A 20266-nucleotide genomic window follows, 5' to 3' on the forward strand; every position below is an offset into this window, starting at 1 on the left:
GCGACACAGTAGCTGTTTAGTGTCGCCCGAATTGCTTTGCTCATAACTCATTGCACTGCTGAAGTTGCGCACATTGAGTTTAATTCAACCACCCTGCTACCGTCTGTTCAGGTGCATACGAGTTAGGTTCGGTTAGCCAGACAGCTACGGCATCGGGCGCTGCGACTAGCGGATCAAAGTCCACATTGAATTGCCACTCAGATTCACCACGTTGGTAGCCATCGTACACTACGACAAAATCATGCTCTAACTTCTTACCTCTGTTTTCGCCCGCTTTTACACTTGTGACTTCGTTCATCGCCAATAGAGCGATATGTGCCACATAATCACCTTTACCTTCGTAGCTCACGCTGAACGTGTCGCCTTTATGATTGACCGTCAACTTAGGGTTATTTTGTTGTGGGAGCGAAGGTAGTGTTCTATCAAGCCAATTGAAATAACCGCGCCACTCTTTTCCGTCAACCACAAATCCCGGAGTATAAACCCCGCTCGTTACACCATAAGCTTTATACAAACGTTGCTTTTGACTAAACGCTTTGCTCGCGAATTTATCCCCCCAACCGAGGTAATCCCAGTAATCGACGTGATAAGCGAGAGGAATGACTTGTGTCCACAGTTCTGGGTCATCTTCAAATGTACTTAGATACGCATCAGCAGGTGGACAACTAGAACAACCTTCTGACGTGAATAGTTCAATCACCTGTGCCGGCTGCCCTTCGTGACTCCAAGTTTGTGCATTTGACACTGAAGAATAGAAGCCGATCGGTAAGGCAAATAAGCAGAGTTTGATCAATGATGTGTTGTATTGGGCGTGTGACATACCGTGATCCTTGTACAAAGCGAATTGAATGGCGCTCAAATACAGACCGTTATGCCTAGGTTTTTCTTTCAGGTGCTTAGTTTACGAAGAGATAGAGTTTATTTCAGATACAAAAACGCCAACTTTAGAAGCTGGCGTTTTCTTAAAATTCTATATTTACATGTTAACGCTGAGATTAACGGTTGATACCGATATCGCGTTGCATGTGACCAGATAGGTCGCTTGCGTAGTAACTACGTGGAGAGTTGTCTACGAAAAGAATATCGAAAATGTGTGCAATCAATCCTTTGAAGTTAACCGAGTAGGTTTTCTTATCCATAGAGTTAGGAACAGCGATAGTATTCATTTGTACTGCTTGAGCCATGATTGCCTCTCTATAAATTTATTAATGTGTTTCGTTCTGATGACAAGAATAATAGGTGATCTTTTGCAGGTTAAAAAATGACTAAAATTGGATGTTCAGATTAGTTTTTCTAATAAAACAAACCGTTAACAACACATCAAGATACATATGCATTAGTAGTGATTTAAAATTCAATATGATGCTTAAATCATGCATTTAGTACAAATCCTCCTCAAACAAAAGTGGCCGATGTCACAGAAATTTTACATAAATAAATTTCCTGCTTCATCGGCCACCTATCTCTTATCGAGTTTTCGATAAGTTATATTTGCTTTAATTTACTTGTTCAATGTCTGGCTTCTTTGCATAAATCGACGCTATAACCGCAATCGTCATCGTTGAAATCAGCACAGCTAAAGACCAGTAAGTTGGGATAGCCCATTCACTGTCAACCAATAGCATTTTCACACCAATGAAGACCATGATGAATGCCAGTGCTGGCTTCAAGTAGATGAACTTATCCATCATGCCTTGAAGTACAAAGTACAACGAGCGAAGACCAAGTAACGCAAACACGTTAGCAGCAAGTACCAAGAACGGTTCTTGTGTTACTGCGAAGATTGCAGGGATAGAGTCCAGTGCAAACATCACGTCCATGACTGCGATAGCACCAATCACCAACATCATTGGCGTTAGTACCCATTTGGTACCCTGCTTAATCATTAGTGCTGGACCATGAAAGTCTTCTGTTACCGGCATGATTTTACGAAGTAGCTTTTCAGGCAGTGTATTCACACTCTCTTCTTCGCCCTTGTCTAACGCCAGTTTAATACCAGTACCAATCAAGAACGCAGCAAACACGTAAAGTACCCAGTGGTATTCAGCCAATAGTTGCGCGCCTAGTGCGATCATAATTGCACGAAGTACCAATGCGCCAATTACGCCCCAAAGAAGCGCACGAGGTCGTAGATGCTCAGGAACTTGGTATTGAGCGAAGATCATCGCGAATACAAACAGGTTGTCTACGCTCAATGACTTCTCTAGCAAGTAACCGGTAATGAATGACACTGTTGCTTTTTGCGCTGTGTAGTCGCTATTAGGCGCATAAATGTCCCAAAATAGGTAGATAGAACCTGCAAACAAAAACGCAAGTACAAACCAGAATACACTCCAGATTGCCGCCTTCTTGATAGTGACGTTGCCACCACGAGTCTGATAGATATCAATAGAGACAAGAATCACCGTCAGCAGGAAAAAGCCCGCATAAGTCGTCATGATCGGCGATGAAAAAAAGGATTCACTATTTGTAGATAATAGAGATTGAGTTGAGTTCATTATTCCTCCGGGCGGAAGAACTGTACAAAGACCTTCCGCAAACAAAGCATATCAAGCTCCATTACGGATCTTGACTGTGATTGCGTTGGTCTCGTTGAAGTGAAATATGGGATTTCACCTTTACATACCGGATAGACACTTGGCCTAACGAGATGACGATATGTAAACTTGCGCTAACTACTCCCCAAACGCGTGGATAATATTCCCCTAACTTTGTTTCGTCTAGATAAATTTGCAGAAATAAATAAAAAAGGAGCAAAACGCTCCTTATTTATTTCTATCGGCTTGTCAAAACGACACTCGTATTGATTCCAAGAATACGATGAACAGGTTTTGCCCTATTCCCGTTATTCAATCAAACTGCTCACGAGCATCTCTTGTATGCACTTTGTCAGAAAGTGCATCTCAAACCGCATGTGTTATAAACCTACAGTTATAAACCTGCTGTTGGTACTAAGTACACTAATGCAGACCAAACAGACACCCAACCAACAACGGCAGCCGCGTCTAACCAATCTTTCCTATCCATGCTTTGCCTCCACAGGAACTTACCCGGGAAATAAAGCATAAACAGTGCCAATTTTATAAATCACTCAAAGTAATGATACTAAGCGAAAATATTAGATGAGGTTACCTAAAACACTCCATGCAATTAAGCGGTTCGTTATGTTGAAGTGATTCAGGGTGATCTTGTAAGAAGGCAATGAAACAGTCTGCCATTGAGTCGGTTGTGACGATGCCATCTCCGATCATATCTAAGACTGCGTTATAACCTTCTTTCCCTTTCATTGTATAGGCCGACGATGCGCCGCGGTAAACACGTTTACGAGAAACTGCCTGCCAGCCGGCCTCTTCAGAATGGATTTCAAGGTGATGAATTCTGTGCCCTAGCGGTGCTTCTTTGTGGTAACAGAACCTTAGGTTGTGTGTGTAAGGGAAACTCCCCGACCCTGTACCAACCACACCGTTATCCAATGCGTTATTAATTGCACCTTCCAACATACCAGCGATCGTTTCACCTCTGACTTCATACACACCAATAGGTACGGCAAACGGTAGTAGTTTTCCGGCAATATCGGCAACCGAAACATCGCCGCTATTCAGTGAATTTCTTACACCGCCAGAATTGTGGATAGCAAAGTCTACCTGATGGCCTTTCTTGTTCATCAAGTAATGGAATGACTGAGCCACCAATGGCGCAAGTTGGCTTGGCCCTTGTTCATCAGGGATACGTACATGACGAAGTTTACTGTCAGCATGAGCGATGACTTGCTGCTGAAGCTTACGAACTCTAGGCTGATACTTATCCGTCAAAATACTCTGTAGTTCAGGATCTTTCTTACACACTGCGATGTTCTGGTGATTGTTCAAAAACTCACACGCCATCTCATGTGCGTCGCCTTGGCCGACTTCACTCAGTTTCGCGTCTATAAAGAGTCGACGACCTAATAACAGTTCGTTCTTACCATTAAAGTGCGTCACTTTACCTTGAGCATCGAACTCGATTTCACAGTGGCCTAGGCTCATTGCGTGGAAACCTGCTTGCACAACATAGGTGTCGCCAATTTTTACACCGTAGTCATCATCTTTCACTAAGCCGATATCCGAGAAATCACCTTGCAAGCGGTGACTATGACCACCAACAATCAAACCGATGCCTTGCACATTCGCCGCTAGCTCTAAATCAGCTTCATAACCAAGGTGACTAAGCAGCACTATCTTGTTAATACCAGCCTGGTGAATTTGTTCTATCGTTGCTTTTGCCGTTTCTAATGCGTTTTCAAACGGTGTATCAATATCTGGATTAGCAATGCCTGCCATCTTGTCGATGCTTAAGCCGAAGATCGCAACTTTCTCGCCATCAAACTCTTTCGTTATAAAAGAAGCACTGCGTGTTTCCGTCAGGTAAGGCTTAACAATGTCGTTGTCCGCTAAGGTATGAGTTTTATTGATATCCTCATTCGATAGATTCCAGTTACCGGCCAACAGTGGGAATTTGATTCTTTTCGCGAAAATCGCCACGGGCTCATTACCCATGTCTAGCTCATGATTACCAAGTGTCATGGCATCAATATTAAGCGCATTCAACAGATCGGCGTTGGCTTTCCCCTTAAACAGAGAAAAGTACAAGGTGCCTTGAAAGCAGTCCCCAGCATGTAGGAACAGGGTTCCAACCTTTTGTCGCTGGGCATCTTGTTCTATCTGTTTAAAGCGCGTTGAAATTCGAGCAAAGCCACCAGCACTGACATAAGGTTCAATGATGTGGTTGTTCATTTTAAGTGATAGCTGTAATGAGGTTGGTTCGAAGTATGAGTGGGTGTCGTTGATGTGTGCCAACACTATTTTTGTCGGCTTATTCTTTTTAGTCATATTTTCTTCTCTCTTTGTCCCTTCATACTAGGTCGAGAATCATGACAGAATCGTGAATTTTATGAAACTGCACTGCAAAAAAATACTCGAGATAGATCAAAAATCTCATTTTGCGCCGTATAAATAATCAATGGGTTTTGTGACCGATGAGCATACCGAATTGGTGATTTTCGATTATGATTAAAGATATCTGTTAGCTTTCAAACAATTAGCAGAGCCTTCCGTTAGGAGTAAGCCTATGCAACTAGAAAGAATCGAGATTTCTGGCTTTCGAGGTATCAAGCGCATGTCACTCGCGTTTGACGAGCTAACCACGCTTATTGGTGAAAATACTTGGGGTAAATCTTCATTATTGGATGCCCTTTCCGTCGTTCTTCCTTCAGACGGTGTGCCATATCACTTTGAAATGACCGATTTTCATGTCGATTACTCAGTTTCACACCCACAGTCTCAACATCTTCAAATTGTTCTCGCATTAAAGGCCAACGATAAGAGCGAACTTAATGCTGGTCGTTATCGTAAACTCAAACCAATTTGGGTTCAGGATGAGTTTGGTGTTTATCGCATCTATTACCGAATCAGTGCCACACTAGAACAGTATGAAACCACCACACACTACGCATTTTTAGGTTTGGACGGTAACCCACTCAAGCTTCACCATTCCGAAAAGCTCGCTCAAGAATTAATGACCTTGCACCCCGTGATTCGCTTACGAGATGCAAGACACTTCGATCGTCCATTCAATGGTAAATCATTTAACCACAATGGCCACATCCATGGCAATGCGAACGGCAATGGAGCTAACGGTAACGGTAACGGTGGGAATGGAGCTAACAATAACAATAACAATAACAATAACAGCAACGGTAATGGACACGCTTCTAATGGAAATGGGAATGGGAATGGAAACGCTCGTCAGGCTCGAATAGAGAAACGCATTGATAACACCTGCCGACGTTTAATGGCGATTCCTGGCCACGTCAACAAAGGCGAGATGCGCAGCAGCTTAGAGTCGATGCAGAGCCTGATTGAACACTACTTTTCTTTCAAGAGTAACTCTCGACGTAATCCTAGAAAACAGCGCGATGGCTTACTCTATTCTGCAGGTGCTAATGATCAGAGTATTCACCAGCTTGTCGAAGAGACTAAGAACAAACAAACTCGCTTATTATTCATGGGGTTACTGAACGCGTATCTACAGGCTAAAGGGCCAAATGACTTAAGACGATGCGCGCGCCCTCTTTTGATCCTTGAAGATCCCGAAGGTCGATTGCATCCAACCCACTTGGCAAGGGCTTGGAGTTTGATGCAAAAACTGCCAATGCAGAAAATCCTCACCACCAACAGTGGCGATCTACTTGCAGCAGTACCTTTACAATCTATTCGGCGCTTGGTACGTCAGTCCGACAAAACCATCGCTAATCAACTCAACATGAACCACTTCAGTAAAGATGAGCTAAGGCGAATTGGTTTCCATATTCGATTCCACCGTTCAGGAGCACTGTTTGCCCGTTGCTGGCTATTAGTAGAAGGCGAAACAGAAGTATGGTTGTTTAATGAGTTAGCCAACCAATGTGGCTACAACCTTGCAGCGGAAGGTGTGCAAATTATTGAGTTTGCTCAATCAGGCCTCAAAGCACTGATTAAGGTCGCGCAAGAGTTTGGCATCGATTGGCATGTGGTGACTGACGGCGACGCGGCAGGTAAAAAATACGCCGCAACAGTGCTATCAAAACTTGGTAATGACCAAGAACGTCATCGCTTAACTGAGTTGCCGGACAAAGACATCGAACATTACTTATACATGAATGGGTTCGAGAACTTTTTCCGTGACATGGTTAAGATCCCTTACGACCACCCTATCCCTCCTAAGAAAGTCGTTGCTAAGGTATTGAAGAAACACGCAAAGCCAGACCTTGCATTGGCTATCGTCTCTCACTGTGAAAACCAAGGACAAGAATGCATTCCATTGTTGTTAAGATGGACACTAAAACGTGTTATTACCATGGCAAACGGGAATACCTAAGCCTTTAGCTTTTCTGATAGACGGTATAAGTTCTTCTGCAATTTAGATCATCGTACTTTTAGAGTAACCAAAACCAAAAAAAGGCACACCAAGTGGTGTGCCTGTATAAATCGATATACAAATTAATTGGGGGTTATCTTGCAAGAGTTCACAGTCACTAAACTATCGCTTACTTAACGTTTGCATTAAGCCTTTGCTTGTTTAGCATGTTGTTCAACCACTTCCGAAGATTGGGTCGATTTCTCGTGAAGCCATAGCCCCGTTGCTTTCATCAAGTATCCAAATACACCACCAAGCAGTAAAGATGGTACTACAAGTTGCCAATCGCCACCTGCGGCAAACGTTGCACAGCAACCAATGAAGGTTCCTGGGATATAACCTAGCCACGCTTGTTTTGCTTGAATACACATAAAGAAAGCGACAATAGCAGTAATCACATAGCCTAAAATCTCTAACCCTGCGAAGGTTGAGCTTTCGATAATAACCATTGCCCAGAATACGCCTGTCATGTTGGTTAGTAAGCTACCTGCCAATCCTTTTACGCCGACTGTTGGCGAAGCAAAGTAACTGGTGCAACCTAAGAAACCAGCCCATGACAATAAGCCGAAAGAGATAGCTATCCATCCCCAAAGACCTGACAAAATACCTGTTGTTAATGAAATCGCGACTAATGTACTCATACTATTTCTAAAGCCTAATTACGTAATTGAACGCAACCGGATTTAGCCTCACTTAAAATCAAGTAAGCATACTATGGTAAGAACGCCTTCTTTTAGCCGATCGTGATCACATTAATAATGTACGCGAATGCGCATTTATCACTAGATAGAGACCGAAATCGCTTATTCAACATATTTGGTTATAAGGGACTGTTAACCTTTCGAGTTTGATTTTGCAGCCTTTGTGGGAAATTTATACAAGACAGAGGCTTTGACGTGTAGCTAGCCTACATGAAAAGGCGATAACGCAGTAGAAATGAACCACAAGGGCTGCCCGAAGGGTTCGGTTAAAATCCTTTTATACTTTGTTGAAGAATATTTGCTTAGAATGACTAGGCTACATACTCTTCGCCGCGTCTAAAACGATTTTACCTCGAACAAAACTTAACCACGAAAGGTCAACAGCCCCTAGCCTTTTATCAAAATATCGTTATAGAACTGACGGTTTGCCTTTCATCATGCGCTTGCCTTCACGCTTGATACATTCAGCAAGTGGGTTTTCTGCCATATCGGCACGCCAAATGAATGAAAGCGTACGTTCCATCTCAAGTTCTGGAACATTCAGGGTAACAAGCTGACCTGATTCAACAAACTGCTCAACGTCTAGATAAGGTAAACACGTTAAATATGGGCCGTTTGCTACCAAACTTCTTAAAACAGGAACGTGTTCATACTCTCGCCAAACATCAAGATCACCAATTAAATGATGAATAGAGCTATCAAAAACTTTGCGAGTACCCGAACCGTGTTCGCGTAATACCCACTTCGCTTGCTCTAGTTGCGCCAAACTCACTCTTTCACGCTTCGCAAACGGGTGATGAGCGGATGCAACCACGGTTAAATGGTCCGTACACCAGACTTCTTGATGTACTCTGCTGTCGTCACAACGGCCTTCGATAACACCCAAGTCATATTTGTAATCTAATACGCCATCGATAACGGCATCGGTACTTTGTACACCGAGCGAGATTCGCATCTCTGGAAAGTCGTTATCAATAATACTGATGAGGTCTGGTACCAAGTGCTCTGCGGGGGTTTGGCTCGCACCTAATTTGAGCTCTCCGCTCAATAAATGCTGTTCGTAAAAACCCATTTCGATTTGCTGCGCGTCTTGCAGTAAACGCTTCGCTTTAGGCCTTAGCCACATTCCCCAATGAGTAAGGGCCATTTGCTTGCCCTGCCTTTCAAACAAAGGCCTGCCGAGCATTTTTTCCAACTGTGCAAGAGACATACTTGTCGCTGATTGAGTCAACGCCAGCTTGTCTGCTGCAATACTAACACTCCCGGAATCTGCCACTGCATCAAATACCGCGAGTTGCTTTAATGAATAACGCAAAATTCATCCTTAATGCTTTTAATTATTTGTTTCCTGATGCTCGTTTTTTATCAAGCCGATGAGCAATCGATTTCATTCTACTCGTAACCCACGCTATATCAATAAATTTGATGAGGTTTTTAAAAATTATCAATTTTACCTCTACCTCGCTACCCCCTAATCTGGAATGGCAGGACACAACGAGCCCTGCAAAATATTACTGATTAACCAAGTCATTAACACTAGGAATTACACATGACGGATTGTTTAAGGGGGGGATATGGCAACCAGCACTTCTGAAAATCATCAACTGTTCTCACCAACAGAAATGATGGCGGAAGCAGAAAAGTTTGCATTAAGCAAAGCAAATAAAACCAGCAGCATGACTTTAAGTTTAGCGATCATGGCTGGCGCATTCATCGGGCTTGCTTTTTTATTCTACATCACGGTAACCACGGGCAGCGCTGATGCTGGATGGGGATTGAGTCGCTTAGCCGGCGGTCTTGCATTCAGTATGGGTTTAATCCTGATTGTGATTTGCGGTGGCGAGCTGTTTACCAGCTCAGTGTTATCAAGCATCTCATGGGCTAACAAGCAGATTACCTTCACTAAGATGCTGTCTATTTGGGGCAAGGTCTATGTCGGTAACTTTATCGGTGCCATGTTCCTTTTGGCTCTAGTAAGCGCAGCTGGCTTGTATCAATTGGATGGTGGGCAATGGGGTTTAAATGCTCTGAATATTGCTCAACACAAGCTACACCACAGCCCTGTTCAAGCTTTCGCTTTGGGTGTGCTTTGTAACTTATTGGTGTGTTTAGCCATTTGGTTAACGTTCAGCTCTGCTAATGCCATGACCAAAGCGATGATGACCGTATTACCCGTAGCAATGTTCGTTAGTTCAGGCTTTGAACACTGTGTGGCGAATATGTTCATGGTTCCACTAGGCATCACGATTCAAACATTCGCACCAGAAAGCTTTTGGATACAAATTGGCGCAACACCAGCCCAGTACGCAGACCTAAACATCATGAAATTTGTCACCGCAAACTTGGTGCCAGTAACAATCGGCAACATTGTAGGTGGTTCGGTATTGGTCGGCTTAGCCAATTGGAGCATCTACCGTCGCCCACAACTTAAAGCAGCAAAAATTACTGCAATTACACAAACAACAGAAATTACGTCAGTTAAGGAAATCACTATGAACACAGCAACGACTATCAAGCAAATCATGAACACTCAACCAATTACACTAAGCGTAGAAATGCCTACATCAGTGGCAATTGATTCACTTTTAGACGCTCAACTTGTTAGCGCTCCGGTTTGCGATGTTGAAGGTCGTCTTGTTGGTATCTTCTCTGTTCACGACGTAATGGTTGACCTTTGGTGCCAAGACTACATCCCAACTAAAGGCCAAAAAGTCGTAGACCTAATGAGCCGTGACGTTGTAGCAATCGATGCAAACGACAAGCTAGTTGATGTGGCTGAGTTCCTATGTATCGACAAAGAGCAACTGTACCCTACTACTAGCATGGGCTTCGCAACTCGCCTGACTTCTCTTTCTCTAGAAGAGCGTGCAAAAGCGATGAAAGTGAGCCAGCCACATATGCTTCCAGTATTGGAAAACGGTGTGATGGTGGGTGTTCTTACTCGTACTGAGGTGATGCAAGCACTTCGCCCTATCTACGGTGACCGTCTAAACGTAGTACCAAAAGCGGAACTAGAAACGGCTTAACTGACTAACGGGTTAACCCACAGTGGTTTAACATGCAACGGTTTAACTAGGAAGCGTGTAGCTAACGACTGTTTTACTAGGAAGTGGTTAGCTAACTAGGACAAGGTTGAACAATTAGGGATTAGTTGTTCACCTCGAAAATCAGTCATGGCAACGTTGACTGGCTAAAAGTAAATGGTGGCTTAAAGCGCAACTAAAGGTGTGACACAAAACAGACCTAAACGCGTTACCATTTACCATAATAAAAAGGCGCAAAGTGAATACTTTGCGCCTTTCTCTTTTTCTAACTGTTGCTTTTACTTTCTAGGTATCAGGTATCGATTCAACTTTTGGTGCTACATAAAAGATTAATACCTGCAGCAATCATCAATAGCTAGATTACTTCTTTACACCTTCAACGTGTAGATCCATATCTACGTAGCTTGAAGCGCCCATTACTGGAATGTTGAAGTCAGCAAGTTCTAGACGAGTTGTACCAACGAAACCAGCACGCTCACCGCCCCATGGGTCTTGACCAGCACCGATGAATTCAGCTTCGATAACGATTGGCTTAGTTACGCCGTGAAGCTTAAGGTCACCCATTACTTCAAGTTTGCCGTCGCCTTTATCAACCACTTTTGTGCTGTTGAAAGTAGCGTCAGAGAATTTACCTGCATCAATGAAGTCAGAGCTACGGATGTGCTTATCACGTTCTGCGTGGTTTGAATCAAGGCTAGTTGTATCAATAGTTACGTTTACTTTTGACGCTTCAACGTTGCTTTCATCAAATGAGAAATCACCTGAGAATGTGTTAAAACGGCCTTGGATAAAGCTGTAACCTAGGTGGCTAACTTTAAAGTTAACTGAAGCATGCGCACCTTTTGTATCAATCACGTAATCAGCGGCGTTCGCAGCGAAAGGCATTGCCATAGCAAATGCTAATCCTGTAGCGATAATTGACTTTTTCATTTTGAAGCTCCTATCATTTTTCGTAGCGTATCGTCTTTGTCGATAACGTGGTGTTTTATCGCCGCTAAGGCGTGCACTGATGCCATAATGATCAGTACCCATGCAGCATAGTAGTGAACCGTACCTGCGAGATCAGATTGGTTTGCAAACAGTTCGCCCATACTTGGTACAGTGAACCAATTGAATACCTCTATCCCGCGACCATCTGATGTTGAAATCAAATAACCTGAAATAAATAAAACCGCTAAGTTGATGTACATGAAGCCGTGAGCGATCTTCGCTGCTACAACTTCATAGCTTTTACCTTCTACTTTAGGTGACGCGGTAACTAGTTTCCAAACCAAGCGGATAACGGTAACGGCAGCCAAAAGAATGCCTACCGAACGGTGATAGTCTGGCGCTGTTTTGTACCACTCGCTGTAGTATGAAAGATCAACCATCCACAGGCCTACACCAAATAAGCCAAATACCGCGAGAGCTGAAATCCAATGCATCGCTCTTGCTAAAGGGTTGTAATTTCTAACGTTGTTGTCCATGCATCTCTTCCGAATGTTAACGAGTAGTGTAGTTTCGAAAAGCGTACCCTACACCAAGTTTGTGTAACATATTATTTACCAAGCTTTACATTGGTAACATCATTTCAAATTAAACGAGTTATTCAAATTATTTGAACAAGTTTGGGCTAACCGTTAGATTTCAACGATTTGTTCGATCTCGTAAAGCTCGTCTGAGATATCTAACATTTTACGTTCCATCACTTTTTGGGCGTCTTCTATCCCTTTGTTGTAGTAGACCGCACCAAACTTTTTACTTATGAAGTCGACCAAGAATTCCGTGTCGAACTGGCCAAGCTCCACATCAAGTTCATCTTGCAGGTATTTTTGAAGAGTATGGGTGAGCTCAGACTTTTGCTTCGAATCTAGTTGAATGGTCATGAATGTTTCCAAGTAAAGAGTAAATAAATCCATCGTGAACAGCTGACTAAACTATAATCTAGCTATCTCACTGGTAACTTTGCTGCTAAAGATAGTCTTTCTAACTGATTAGAATTCCTCATAATTTAGAATACAGACCAGCGAAGTGCCAGTGCTATCCATAAAATCGCTCCACAATCGCTAATTTTGATAGAGGGATCAAGAACTCGCACTTTGGCGATAGGTAATGAGACATCAATTACCGTACTATTGCCCATCAATAAGATAGTAACTGTGTATAAGGGACTTCATTGTTATTAGATCTCGTGATTAAAAGCGTTAATCAGTTTCAGGACGATTGTCTAAAACTCTGTGAGCGTCATTATCCTACGGTGCACAACCAAGGGATCAGTGAGCATCACATCGGTAAAGCCTTTGCCCGACGAATGGAACACACCTTCGTAAGCTTTAATCATGCGAGTAACATTAGCCCACTTGAAATGCTCTCCTCTCGAGAAACGCCCCGCCACTTCCGCATCTCTTCTGAAATCGGCACGGTTTGGATGATTAGTCATCATATGGTGAGCGCGGGAAAAACGTGTCGTAAAAAGTTGATGTTAGACATTCATAACTGGCAGCAAGAGTACGGATTCGCCATTCAACCCAATGACGTTTTGATCATTGTTTCTGACCATTGGATAAGCCGAAGTAAAAACAGTGGTGAGTTGTTGCACTGGTGGATGGGAGAACTCCCGGATGAGATAACCGAATACAGCCAACAAGGTATCACGTTAAGAGAGAGTGATTCTCAATTCGCTGCTGATTTAAATAACAACTTTAGAATCAGTCCGTGCTTTATTAAGTTTGGCCACCCACTAAAACGGTCAGGGAATCAACAATTGGTTCGTAAATACCTGCAACTTTATGCCGTACTTCAATGGTAGGGATAATACGGGTCAACTTTTTCATTCAATATTGAAAGAAAATTGTTAGACCTTCATCCCAATATTTTATAAAAGATATCCAGTCATTGTTCATTAATTATTCGAACGTTCTAATCGATTTATTAATAACGGTTCTTCTGATGCTATCGATTTTGAGAGATAGATATCACTTCTATGTAACCAGTTAAGTATCTTTATTTTCTAACTTTGACATTCACCCATAATCTAAGCCTTTAACCCTACTTTTCGCTGGTGTATCGCTGATCTAGCTTTATATTGGTTGGGATTGATATGTAAGGCGTTACTCAGCCATTAAATTCACAGCAACTATCAAACCTAGTGAATGATAAGTTAAATTGATGGTTAATATCATTTATCATGCTGATTTTTCGTTAATTATATTTATTTAAATATTGACCCTGCAAATGAGTTTTTATTAATTGACAATTTACTAACACCTGTCAATATTGTGACAGCCATGACGTATATTTTCGTCATTGAATAAACACCTTTATTAGCGACTATGATTTTATCAGACAGAAGTGAATTTATTAGCTGTATATCTGTGGATGCCGATATGCAGTTTATTGCGAAATATCAAGACCTAACACTGCGAAGTGTCTATCAACCTATATTTGACAACTCAATGACTCAGATAGGTGTAGAGGCTTTGGTGCGTATTTCGAATAGCAAAGGGAATACTGTTCGTCCTGATCACTTCTTCCATTCCGATGACACCTCATGCACAGATAAGATCAATGTAGAGAGACTCAGTCGCGCTATCCACATTCGTAACTTCGCACAGTCAACTATCCGTCATTTGCACCTGTTTTTGAACGTTCTTCCAAACGTTGGTGAGCTGTTTGCTGCAGAAAAGGTCAGTGACAGCCTTCTGGCAAAACGTCTTCATGAGTTGAACCTTTCATGTGAGCAGATCGTGATGGAGTTGGTAGAGCTGAATGCCGAAAGTGAAGAGCGCTTGAAAGATGCAGCCCTCTCTCTTGCGGATAATGGTTTTCAGATCGCGGTCGATGATTTCGGAACGCAAGCATCAACAGAACAACGCGTACGCCACATCAACCCTCATATCATTAAGATCGATCGCTCAGTGATGTTAGATTTTGAGCAAGGTGACACACGAGAAATGGAATTAGTTCTAGAGCTCGCGAAGCAAATCGGCGCTAAGACTGTCATCGAAGGTATTGAAACAGAGCATCAACTCGCGGCAATGCAAAGCTTGGGTTTCGACATGTACCAAGGCTACCACCTAGCGATGCCTAAGCCGATTGAGTTGGATATCCGTTTAGCAATCTAAAACCGCCCCTACTCTTCTTAAAGCCGCTGACCACTGATTAGCGGCTTTTTTATACCTGTCACTTAACATACTTCTTTGTTAACGAAATGCTTTGTCTGTGGATCGGTCGTCACATCGTTTTCTCTGCATAAAGATGTTTACTTAAATCAGTGTTGTGCCAAATTACGTGTATAAAAAAAGCCCAGTCAAAAATGACTGGGCTGGCTTAAAAGAATCTGTTTTATATCAATCCCTAATAACCCGCAGTGGACGGTTTGATTCTATATAGAATAGCGAACATCACTGGTACTACTATTAGCGTTAGTACTGTAGCAAAGCCTAAGCCTGCCATGATGGTAATCGCCATCGAGCCGAAAAATGCATCGAATACCAAAGGAATCATCCCCAAGATAGTCGTTAGTGCTGCCATAGATACCGGTCGTACACGACTAATCGCACTGTCGACAACCGCTAAGTATGGGTCTTTACCTGTTGATAGCTCACTGTTGATCTGGTCAAGCAATACGATGCCGTTCTTCAAAATCATGCCGCTTAGACTCAACAAGCCTAGGAACGCCGTGAAGCTGAATGGCATATTGGTACCTAACAGACCAATTGAAACGCCAATGATAGAGAGTGGAACCGTAAACCAAATCACAAGCGGCTTACGAACCGAGTTAAACAGAAGCATAGTGATGATAAACATCAGCAAGTAACCCATTGGCAGTGAGCCAAACAGAGATTCTTGCGCATCTTTAGAGCTTTCGTACTCACCACCCCAGCTAATGCTGTAGCCTTCTGGTAAATCTAATGCTTCAACCTTTGGTTTCACACGAGCAAACAGACTCGCTGGCGTTTCATCACCAAGAACATCGTGGTCAGCCAATACCGTTAGCGTACGTTTTCTGTCGCGACGTTGAATCAGTGGCTCAGACCATTGAAGCTCTACGCCATCGATCACTTGCTCAACTGGGATGTAAGTTTGTAGCGATGGGCTCCAAATCTTCACATTGTTTAGCGATTCGAAATCAAAACGCTCTTCTTCCGGTAAACGCGCCACGATAGGTAACATATGAGTACCATCACGCAGTAGGCCGATGTTGTAACCACCAAACGCCATCTGTAACGTCTCAGACAAGTCAGTTTTTGAAATGCCTAGGCGACGAGCCTTAGATTCGTTGAACAGCGGTACAAGTTCTTTTGTGCGTTCACGCCAGTCGTGACGTACATTTCGAGAGCCTGGATCAGCAAGTAAGATGTCTTCGACTTCAACCGCAATGTTACGCAGTACTTGTGGATCGGCACCGATGATACGCGCTTCGATTTTAGATGCTGGTGATGGACCAAACTCAATTAACTTGAATTGGAACGTCGGTTGTTCGAATTCATTCGTTAAGTCTCTATCGAGTGCCTCTAACGCCTGAAACATAGTGTCACGGTCAGTCGTTCTTACTTGTAACTGAGCGTACGCTTCGTAGGTTTTCTCTGGTTGGTATGTCAGAGCGAAACGTTGCATGCCCTGTCCAACCGTTGTCGTAACAAACTCTACGTTGTCTTGTTTGCGAATGTAGCTTTCAACTTTTTCTGTTTGCTTGATGGTTTCACGAACATCGGTACCTTCTGGCATCCACATGTCGACGTAAAACATTGGCGTGTTTGATGGTGGGAAGAACTGTTGCTTCACCATACCGAAACCAACAATTGATGCAGCCAGCAGAGCAACCATGCTCACCACGGTTAACCATCGGAAGCGCAGTGCGAATTTGAGAGACGCGCCGAATACAACAAACAGAATACCTTTGTATGGATCTTCGTTCTCATCGACCTTGTCTTCTTCTTTCAGCATCATTTCTGCAAGGAACGGAGTCAACGTGAGTGCCGTAACCCAACTTAAGAATAATGAGAAACATAACACCCAAAACAGTGAGCCCATGAACTCGCCTGTCGCGTCTTTCGACAAACCAATCGGTGCGAAGGCTGTAATAGCGATAATGGTCGCGCCCAATAATGGCCATTGTGTTTGTGTCACGATGTCTTTCGCTGCTTGAAGTTTAGTCTTACCTTTCTTCAAGCCAACCAGAATACCTTCAACGACAACAATCGCATTGTCCACCAGCATACCCAACGCAATTATCAGTGCACCCAGTGAGATACGGTGCAATTCCACGTTGTTGTAGTCCATCAAGATGAAAGTACCGAATACCGTCAACAGAAGAACTAAACCGATGATCAAACCACTGCGTAATCCCATCGCAAACAACAGTACAATGATAACGATCGCTACCGCTTCAACTAGGCTGATTAAGAAGTCAGCCACTGATTTATCGACTTCTTGCGCTTGGTTGTAGAAGTAGTTCAGTTCTACACCCGCTGGTTTAATGCTTTCTAGGCGATCAAGTTCAGCATCGAGTGCTTTACCAATCTCAACCACGTTTACGCCTGAAGAAAACGCTATACCTAAATTAATTGCAGGCTTTCCGTTATACGTCAATACATTGCCAGGTTTTTCTTGAATACCGCGTGTCACTTCGGCAACGTCTTTCAATCGAATCAGATTACCTGTATCGCGACCATGAATGATCAGGTTTTCTAGTTCTTCAACCGTGCTCAATGTGCCGTTTGGCTTGATTGTTAGGCTTTGACCATTCAGCATCACCTCACCTGCCGATACCACACTGTTTTGTTGTGCTAACAGTGACGTAACCGTCGACATATCTAGGTTCAATGCGGCTAAACGTTCCAGTGACATCTCGACAAACAGTTGTTCTTGTTGGTCACCGGCAATACTTACTTTACCGACACCGTCGACCAGTTCGATTTCACGCGTTAGGTAATCGGCGTACTGTTTTAGCTCAACGTAGTCATAGCCATCACCGGTCAGCATGATCATCACACCGAATACGTCACCAAAATCATCGATAATCTGAACGGAATTGACACCACTTGGCAGAGTTGGCTGTAGATCGTTTATCTTTCGGCGCATTTCATCCCAGATCTGGGGCAGCTCGTCGGGACCGTAGTCCATCTTCATGCTGACCATAATTTGAGACATACCATTAGATGAGGTCGATGTGATCTTATCGATATAAGGCAACTGTCGTATCTCTTTCTCAAGTGGATACGTCAGTTCCTCTTCAACTTCCATTGACGTAGCGCCAGGGTAAGTTGAAATAATCATGGCATCTTTAATGGTAAAAGCTGGGTCTTCTAAACGGGATAGATTACCAAAAGAAGTGACACCGCCAATGGCTAAAATGACTAGAAACAGCCAGCTAATTACTTTGTTCTTTATTGAATATTCTGCGATGTTCATTCTGCTTTTCCTGACAATTTGATTCCGTCACGGAGTTTTCTTAGATTTGAATTTACGAGTACGTCACCTTGTTCGATACCATGAGCAATGAGTGCGCCGTGGCCGCTAACCTTTTCGACTTCAACTTCGCTCTTGAACGCTTGGCCGTCTTCCATTTTCCAAACGTAAAATTGATTCGCTTCGGAGCCCGCTTCTAGCGTCGTCATAGGTAATTGGTAGCCCTGAACATCGCTCAAGCCAGCCTTTGCCATATCGACATTCACGGTCACGCTCGTACCCGGCAGAATTTCATTTTCAGGTTGTTGCATCTGCATCCAAAACTCATAAGTGCGAGATTGCGGGTGCAGTTCGCTTGTGTGTTCTAGGTAAGTCAGAGGGTATTGGCCAGAGTGTCCACCGAAGGTTGCTTGTGGACGGTAGCTGCTGGAACGCATGTCTGGGCTAATCGACGCTAAGATCGAATCCGATACTTGAATACGCACGTAAACTTTATCGTTCTGATACAAGCTAAGTAGCGTTTCTCCTGGAGTCGCGTTTTCAAAGCGTTGCTTGTCTACCGTGGAAACCGTACCCGAAAATGGCGCGAGCAATTTGGTGTAACTGAGCTTACGCTCCGCTGCTGCTAAATTTGCCGACGCAAGCTTGTAGTTAGCCGTTAATTGATCGTGTTCAGATTGCGACAACATTTTGCTACCAAACATCTCGGTACCACGTGCGAGTTGTTTACTGGCTAGCTCGAACTGCGACTTTGCGTCAGTAAGGTCTTGAACGTAAGTAGCGTTATCTAACGTTGCGAGCAGCTGCCCTTTTTCTACTACGTCCCCCGCCTCTACGGTTACTTGTTGAATTTCACCAGCCAGCTTAAATGACAATGGTGTGAGTTCTGCAGGCATAACCTGACCATTAAAGCTTCTATACTGATCGGTCAATGGTGCGCCGACTTCAAAAGTTGACACCAACAAAGGCGGTTGTTCACGATGTTGGATTTCATTATTACAGGCCTGAAGTAACAACGCTGATGCAACAACCACTGATAATTTAGAAACGTTCATTAAATACCACCCTCACGTAGCCATGCTTTTACTTGTTGTCCTTCAGATAAAACATCGACACCGGCTTCTACGATTAAATCGCCCGAAGACAAGCCATCAATAACCTTGCCCTGTTCATCGAGGGTAACTTGCACTTTAGAAATCAATTGCGACTCCGGGTTGTAGCGCCACAACTCACCATGGTCCGTGTCTTTGCTTAACCAAGCTGAATCAACAATACCGATGCCGTAGTCCGATCGGTTTTTCTGTACTTCCACTTGCGCTGTCATTCCTGAAAGCAGGTTGATATCTTGAGGCTTTTCGATGGACACAACCGCTTGGTAGCTGTTGGTATCTTCGTCGGGCTGAGTTGATATCTCTTTAAAGCGAGTTGGGATACGAATGCCGCGGTGGCTATCCATCACAACCCACATGTTTGAGCTTGTTAGATCTTGAATCGAACGGTCTTCGAGTTTTGAAACTGGAATAGAGAACGTCACATCCATTTCGCCGGTGTTCAAAATGTTTAGAACTGGCTGTTTCTCCGCAATTAGCTGATATTGCTTACCAAATACCATCGATACCACGCCATCGAAAGGAGCAACTAATGTCGTGTAGCCAAGGTTTGTTTTTGCTTGGTCCAACTCAACTTCAGCGGCAGTAAAAGTGTTAAGGGCTTGGTCGTAATAATCGGTACTCACAAGCTTTTTCGAGTACAACTCCGAAGCCTGCTTGTATTGACTGTTCGCAAGGTCAAATTTCGCTTGTGCAGCATCAACCGCAATTCGGTAATCCGTTGCATCTAACACGGCTAAAACTTGGCCTTTCTTAACTTCTTGTCCCATACGAACATCGAAAACTTCTATATCGCCACCAACTTGGAATGACAACGCAGCACGATCTGTCGCGTCGACCTTTGCGATAAAGCTATCAAGATCAACATCCGTCTGTTGGGGGATCTCAAATAACTTTACGGGCTTAATAACCTGTACATTTTCTTCTGACTGAACCTTGTTACATCCGGCCAGAGAGCCTGCGAGTAACAGCGCGGCGATCACTGCACCTACCTGCTTACTTGTTTTGGCGTGAATAGATACCTTGGATTGCATGTTGCGTCTCCATTTAATTATTACAATTTACTACACAGGTGTGCAGTATATTG

General features: G+C 43.4%; 16 protein-coding genes. 4 read left to right on the plus strand and 12 right to left on the minus strand.

Annotated elements, in window-relative coordinates; translation table 11 throughout:
• Positions 1-79: 79 nt before the first annotated feature.
• The 4 genes from OH460_RS03180 to OH460_RS03195 all read right to left on the minus strand — a co-directional run bounded on the left by OH460_RS03180 (position 80) and on the right by OH460_RS03195 (position 4868).
• The gene (locus OH460_RS03180) at positions 80-820 is read right to left on the minus strand and encodes a DUF1223 domain-containing protein (RefSeq protein ID WP_269994998.1); all 741 of its coding nucleotides are present in this window, start codon (positions 818-820) and stop codon (positions 80-82) included.
• 175 nt (positions 821-995) lie between these two features.
• The gene (locus OH460_RS03185; RefSeq protein WP_017059812.1) at positions 996-1184 is read right to left on the minus strand and encodes a hypothetical protein; all 189 of its coding nucleotides are present in this window, start codon (positions 1182-1184) and stop codon (positions 996-998) included.
• Between the two features lie 312 nt (positions 1185-1496).
• Positions 1497-2498, minus strand: coding sequence for a TerC/Alx family metal homeostasis membrane protein (locus OH460_RS03190; protein ID WP_048662004.1), 1002 nt, complete (start codon positions 2496-2498; stop codon positions 1497-1499).
• Positions 2499-3128: 630 nt separating this feature from the next.
• Positions 3129-4868, minus strand: a complete 1740-nt coding sequence (locus OH460_RS03195) for a bifunctional metallophosphatase/5'-nucleotidase (protein ID WP_269995007.1) — start codon at positions 4866-4868, stop codon at positions 3129-3131.
• A 238-nt stretch (positions 4869-5106) separates the two neighbouring features.
• On the opposite strand from OH460_RS03195, the gene OH460_RS03200 reads away from it, so the two are divergent.
• Positions 5107-6894 carry an ATP-dependent endonuclease gene (locus OH460_RS03200; RefSeq protein ID WP_269995010.1) on the plus strand — a complete coding sequence of 596 codons (1788 nt, stop codon included), beginning with the start codon at positions 5107-5109 and terminating at the stop codon, positions 6892-6894.
• Between the two features lie 185 nt (positions 6895-7079).
• On the opposite strand, the gene OH460_RS03205 is transcribed toward OH460_RS03200, so the two are convergent.
• Positions 7080-7574, minus strand: coding sequence for a DUF1097 domain-containing protein (locus tag OH460_RS03205; protein ID WP_269995012.1), 495 nt, complete (start codon positions 7572-7574; stop codon positions 7080-7082).
• 469 nt (positions 7575-8043) lie between these two features.
• Entirely contained in the window at positions 8044-8949 is a 906-nt protein-coding gene (locus OH460_RS03210; RefSeq protein WP_017631156.1) for a LysR substrate-binding domain-containing protein, read from the minus strand.
• A 259-nt stretch (positions 8950-9208) separates the two neighbouring features.
• Here OH460_RS03210 and focA point away from each other — a divergent pair, with 259 nt between their 5' ends.
• Entirely contained in the window at positions 9209-10660 is a 1452-nt protein-coding gene (focA, locus tag OH460_RS03215; RefSeq protein ID WP_269995015.1) for a formate transporter FocA, read from the plus strand.
• Between the two features lie 378 nt (positions 10661-11038).
• On the opposite strand, the gene OH460_RS03220 is transcribed toward focA, so the two are convergent.
• From OH460_RS03220 to OH460_RS03230, 3 genes are all read right to left on the minus strand, one after another.
• Complete coding sequence (locus tag OH460_RS03220; RefSeq protein WP_132763107.1) at positions 11039-11608, minus strand: YceI family protein; 570 nt, start codon at positions 11606-11608, stop codon at positions 11039-11041.
• The gene (locus OH460_RS03225; RefSeq protein ID WP_269995019.1) at positions 11605-12144 is read right to left on the minus strand and encodes a cytochrome b; all 540 of its coding nucleotides are present in this window, start codon (positions 12142-12144) and stop codon (positions 11605-11607) included. The genes OH460_RS03220 and OH460_RS03225 overlap by 4 nt, the downstream gene beginning before the upstream one ends.
• Positions 12145-12297: 153 nt before the next feature.
• Positions 12298-12543: a DUF2164 domain-containing protein gene (locus OH460_RS03230; RefSeq protein WP_017059821.1), complete on the minus strand. Its 246-nt coding sequence runs from the start codon at positions 12541-12543 to the stop codon at positions 12298-12300.
• A gap of 290 nt (positions 12544-12833) precedes the next feature.
• Between OH460_RS03230 and OH460_RS03235 the strand changes: the two genes are divergently transcribed.
• Both OH460_RS03235 and OH460_RS03240 read left to right on the plus strand, forming a co-directional pair.
• The gene (locus OH460_RS03235) at positions 12834-13466 is read left to right on the plus strand and encodes a hypothetical protein (RefSeq protein WP_017631160.1); all 633 of its coding nucleotides are present in this window, start codon (positions 12834-12836) and stop codon (positions 13464-13466) included.
• A gap of 577 nt (positions 13467-14043) precedes the next feature.
• Positions 14044-14781 carry an EAL domain-containing protein gene (locus OH460_RS03240; RefSeq protein WP_269995022.1) on the plus strand — a complete coding sequence of 246 codons (738 nt, stop codon included), beginning with the start codon at positions 14044-14046 and terminating at the stop codon, positions 14779-14781.
• A 232-nt stretch (positions 14782-15013) separates the two neighbouring features.
• On the opposite strand, the gene OH460_RS03245 is transcribed toward OH460_RS03240, so the two are convergent.
• Genes OH460_RS03245 through OH460_RS03255 form a run of 3 tightly spaced genes read right to left on the minus strand, consistent with a single transcriptional unit; the run spans position 15014 to position 20213 of the window.
• Complete coding sequence (locus OH460_RS03245) at positions 15014-18073, minus strand: efflux RND transporter permease subunit (protein WP_269995023.1); 3060 nt, start codon at positions 18071-18073, stop codon at positions 15014-15016.
• Positions 18070-19125, minus strand: coding sequence for an efflux RND transporter periplasmic adaptor subunit (locus OH460_RS03250; protein WP_269995024.1), 1056 nt, complete (start codon positions 19123-19125; stop codon positions 18070-18072). The genes OH460_RS03245 and OH460_RS03250 overlap by 4 nt, the downstream gene beginning before the upstream one ends.
• On the minus strand, positions 19125-20213 hold the full coding sequence (locus OH460_RS03255; RefSeq protein ID WP_269995025.1) for an efflux RND transporter periplasmic adaptor subunit: 1089 nt from the start codon (positions 20211-20213) through the stop codon (positions 19125-19127). The genes OH460_RS03250 and OH460_RS03255 overlap by 1 nt, the downstream gene beginning before the upstream one ends.
• Between the last annotated feature and the right edge of the window lie 53 nt (positions 20214-20266).

It is taken from the genome of Vibrio sp. Makdt, assembly GCF_027587015.1.
GTDB lineage: Bacteria > Pseudomonadota > Gammaproteobacteria > Enterobacterales > Vibrionaceae > Vibrio > Vibrio chagasii_B.

Coding starts and splice junctions, on each gene's coding strand:
- OH460_RS03180 (WP_269994998.1), bottom strand. CDS start 820: ATGTCACACGCCCAATACAACACATCATTGATCAAACTCTGCTTATTT.
- OH460_RS03185 (WP_017059812.1), bottom strand. CDS start 1,184: ATGGCTCAAGCAGTACAAATGAATACTATCGCTGTTCCTAACTCTATG.
- OH460_RS03190 (WP_048662004.1), bottom strand. CDS start 2,498: ATGAACTCAACTCAATCTCTATTATCTACAAATAGTGAATCCTTTTTT.
- OH460_RS03195 (WP_269995007.1), bottom strand. CDS start 4,868: ATGACTAAAAAGAATAAGCCGACAAAAATAGTGTTGGCACACATCAAC.
- OH460_RS03200 (WP_269995010.1), top strand. CDS start 5,107: ATGCAACTAGAAAGAATCGAGATTTCTGGCTTTCGAGGTATCAAGCGC.
- OH460_RS03205 (WP_269995012.1), bottom strand. CDS start 7,574: ATGAGTACATTAGTCGCGATTTCATTAACAACAGGTATTTTGTCAGGT.
- focA (WP_269995015.1), top strand. CDS start 9,209: ATGGCAACCAGCACTTCTGAAAATCATCAACTGTTCTCACCAACAGAA.
- OH460_RS03220 (WP_132763107.1), bottom strand. CDS start 11,608: ATGAAAAAGTCAATTATCGCTACAGGATTAGCATTTGCTATGGCAATG.
- OH460_RS03225 (WP_269995019.1), bottom strand. CDS start 12,144: ATGGACAACAACGTTAGAAATTACAACCCTTTAGCAAGAGCGATGCAT.
- OH460_RS03230 (WP_017059821.1), bottom strand. CDS start 12,543: ATGACCATTCAACTAGATTCGAAGCAAAAGTCTGAGCTCACCCATACT.
- OH460_RS03240 (WP_269995022.1), top strand. CDS start 14,044: ATGCAGTTTATTGCGAAATATCAAGACCTAACACTGCGAAGTGTCTAT.
- OH460_RS03245 (WP_269995023.1), bottom strand. CDS start 18,073: ATGAACATCGCAGAATATTCAATAAAGAACAAAGTAATTAGCTGGCTG.
- OH460_RS03250 (WP_269995024.1), bottom strand. CDS start 19,125: ATGAACGTTTCTAAATTATCAGTGGTTGTTGCATCAGCGTTGTTACTT.
- OH460_RS03255 (WP_269995025.1), bottom strand. CDS start 20,213: ATGCAATCCAAGGTATCTATTCACGCCAAAACAAGTAAGCAGGTAGGT.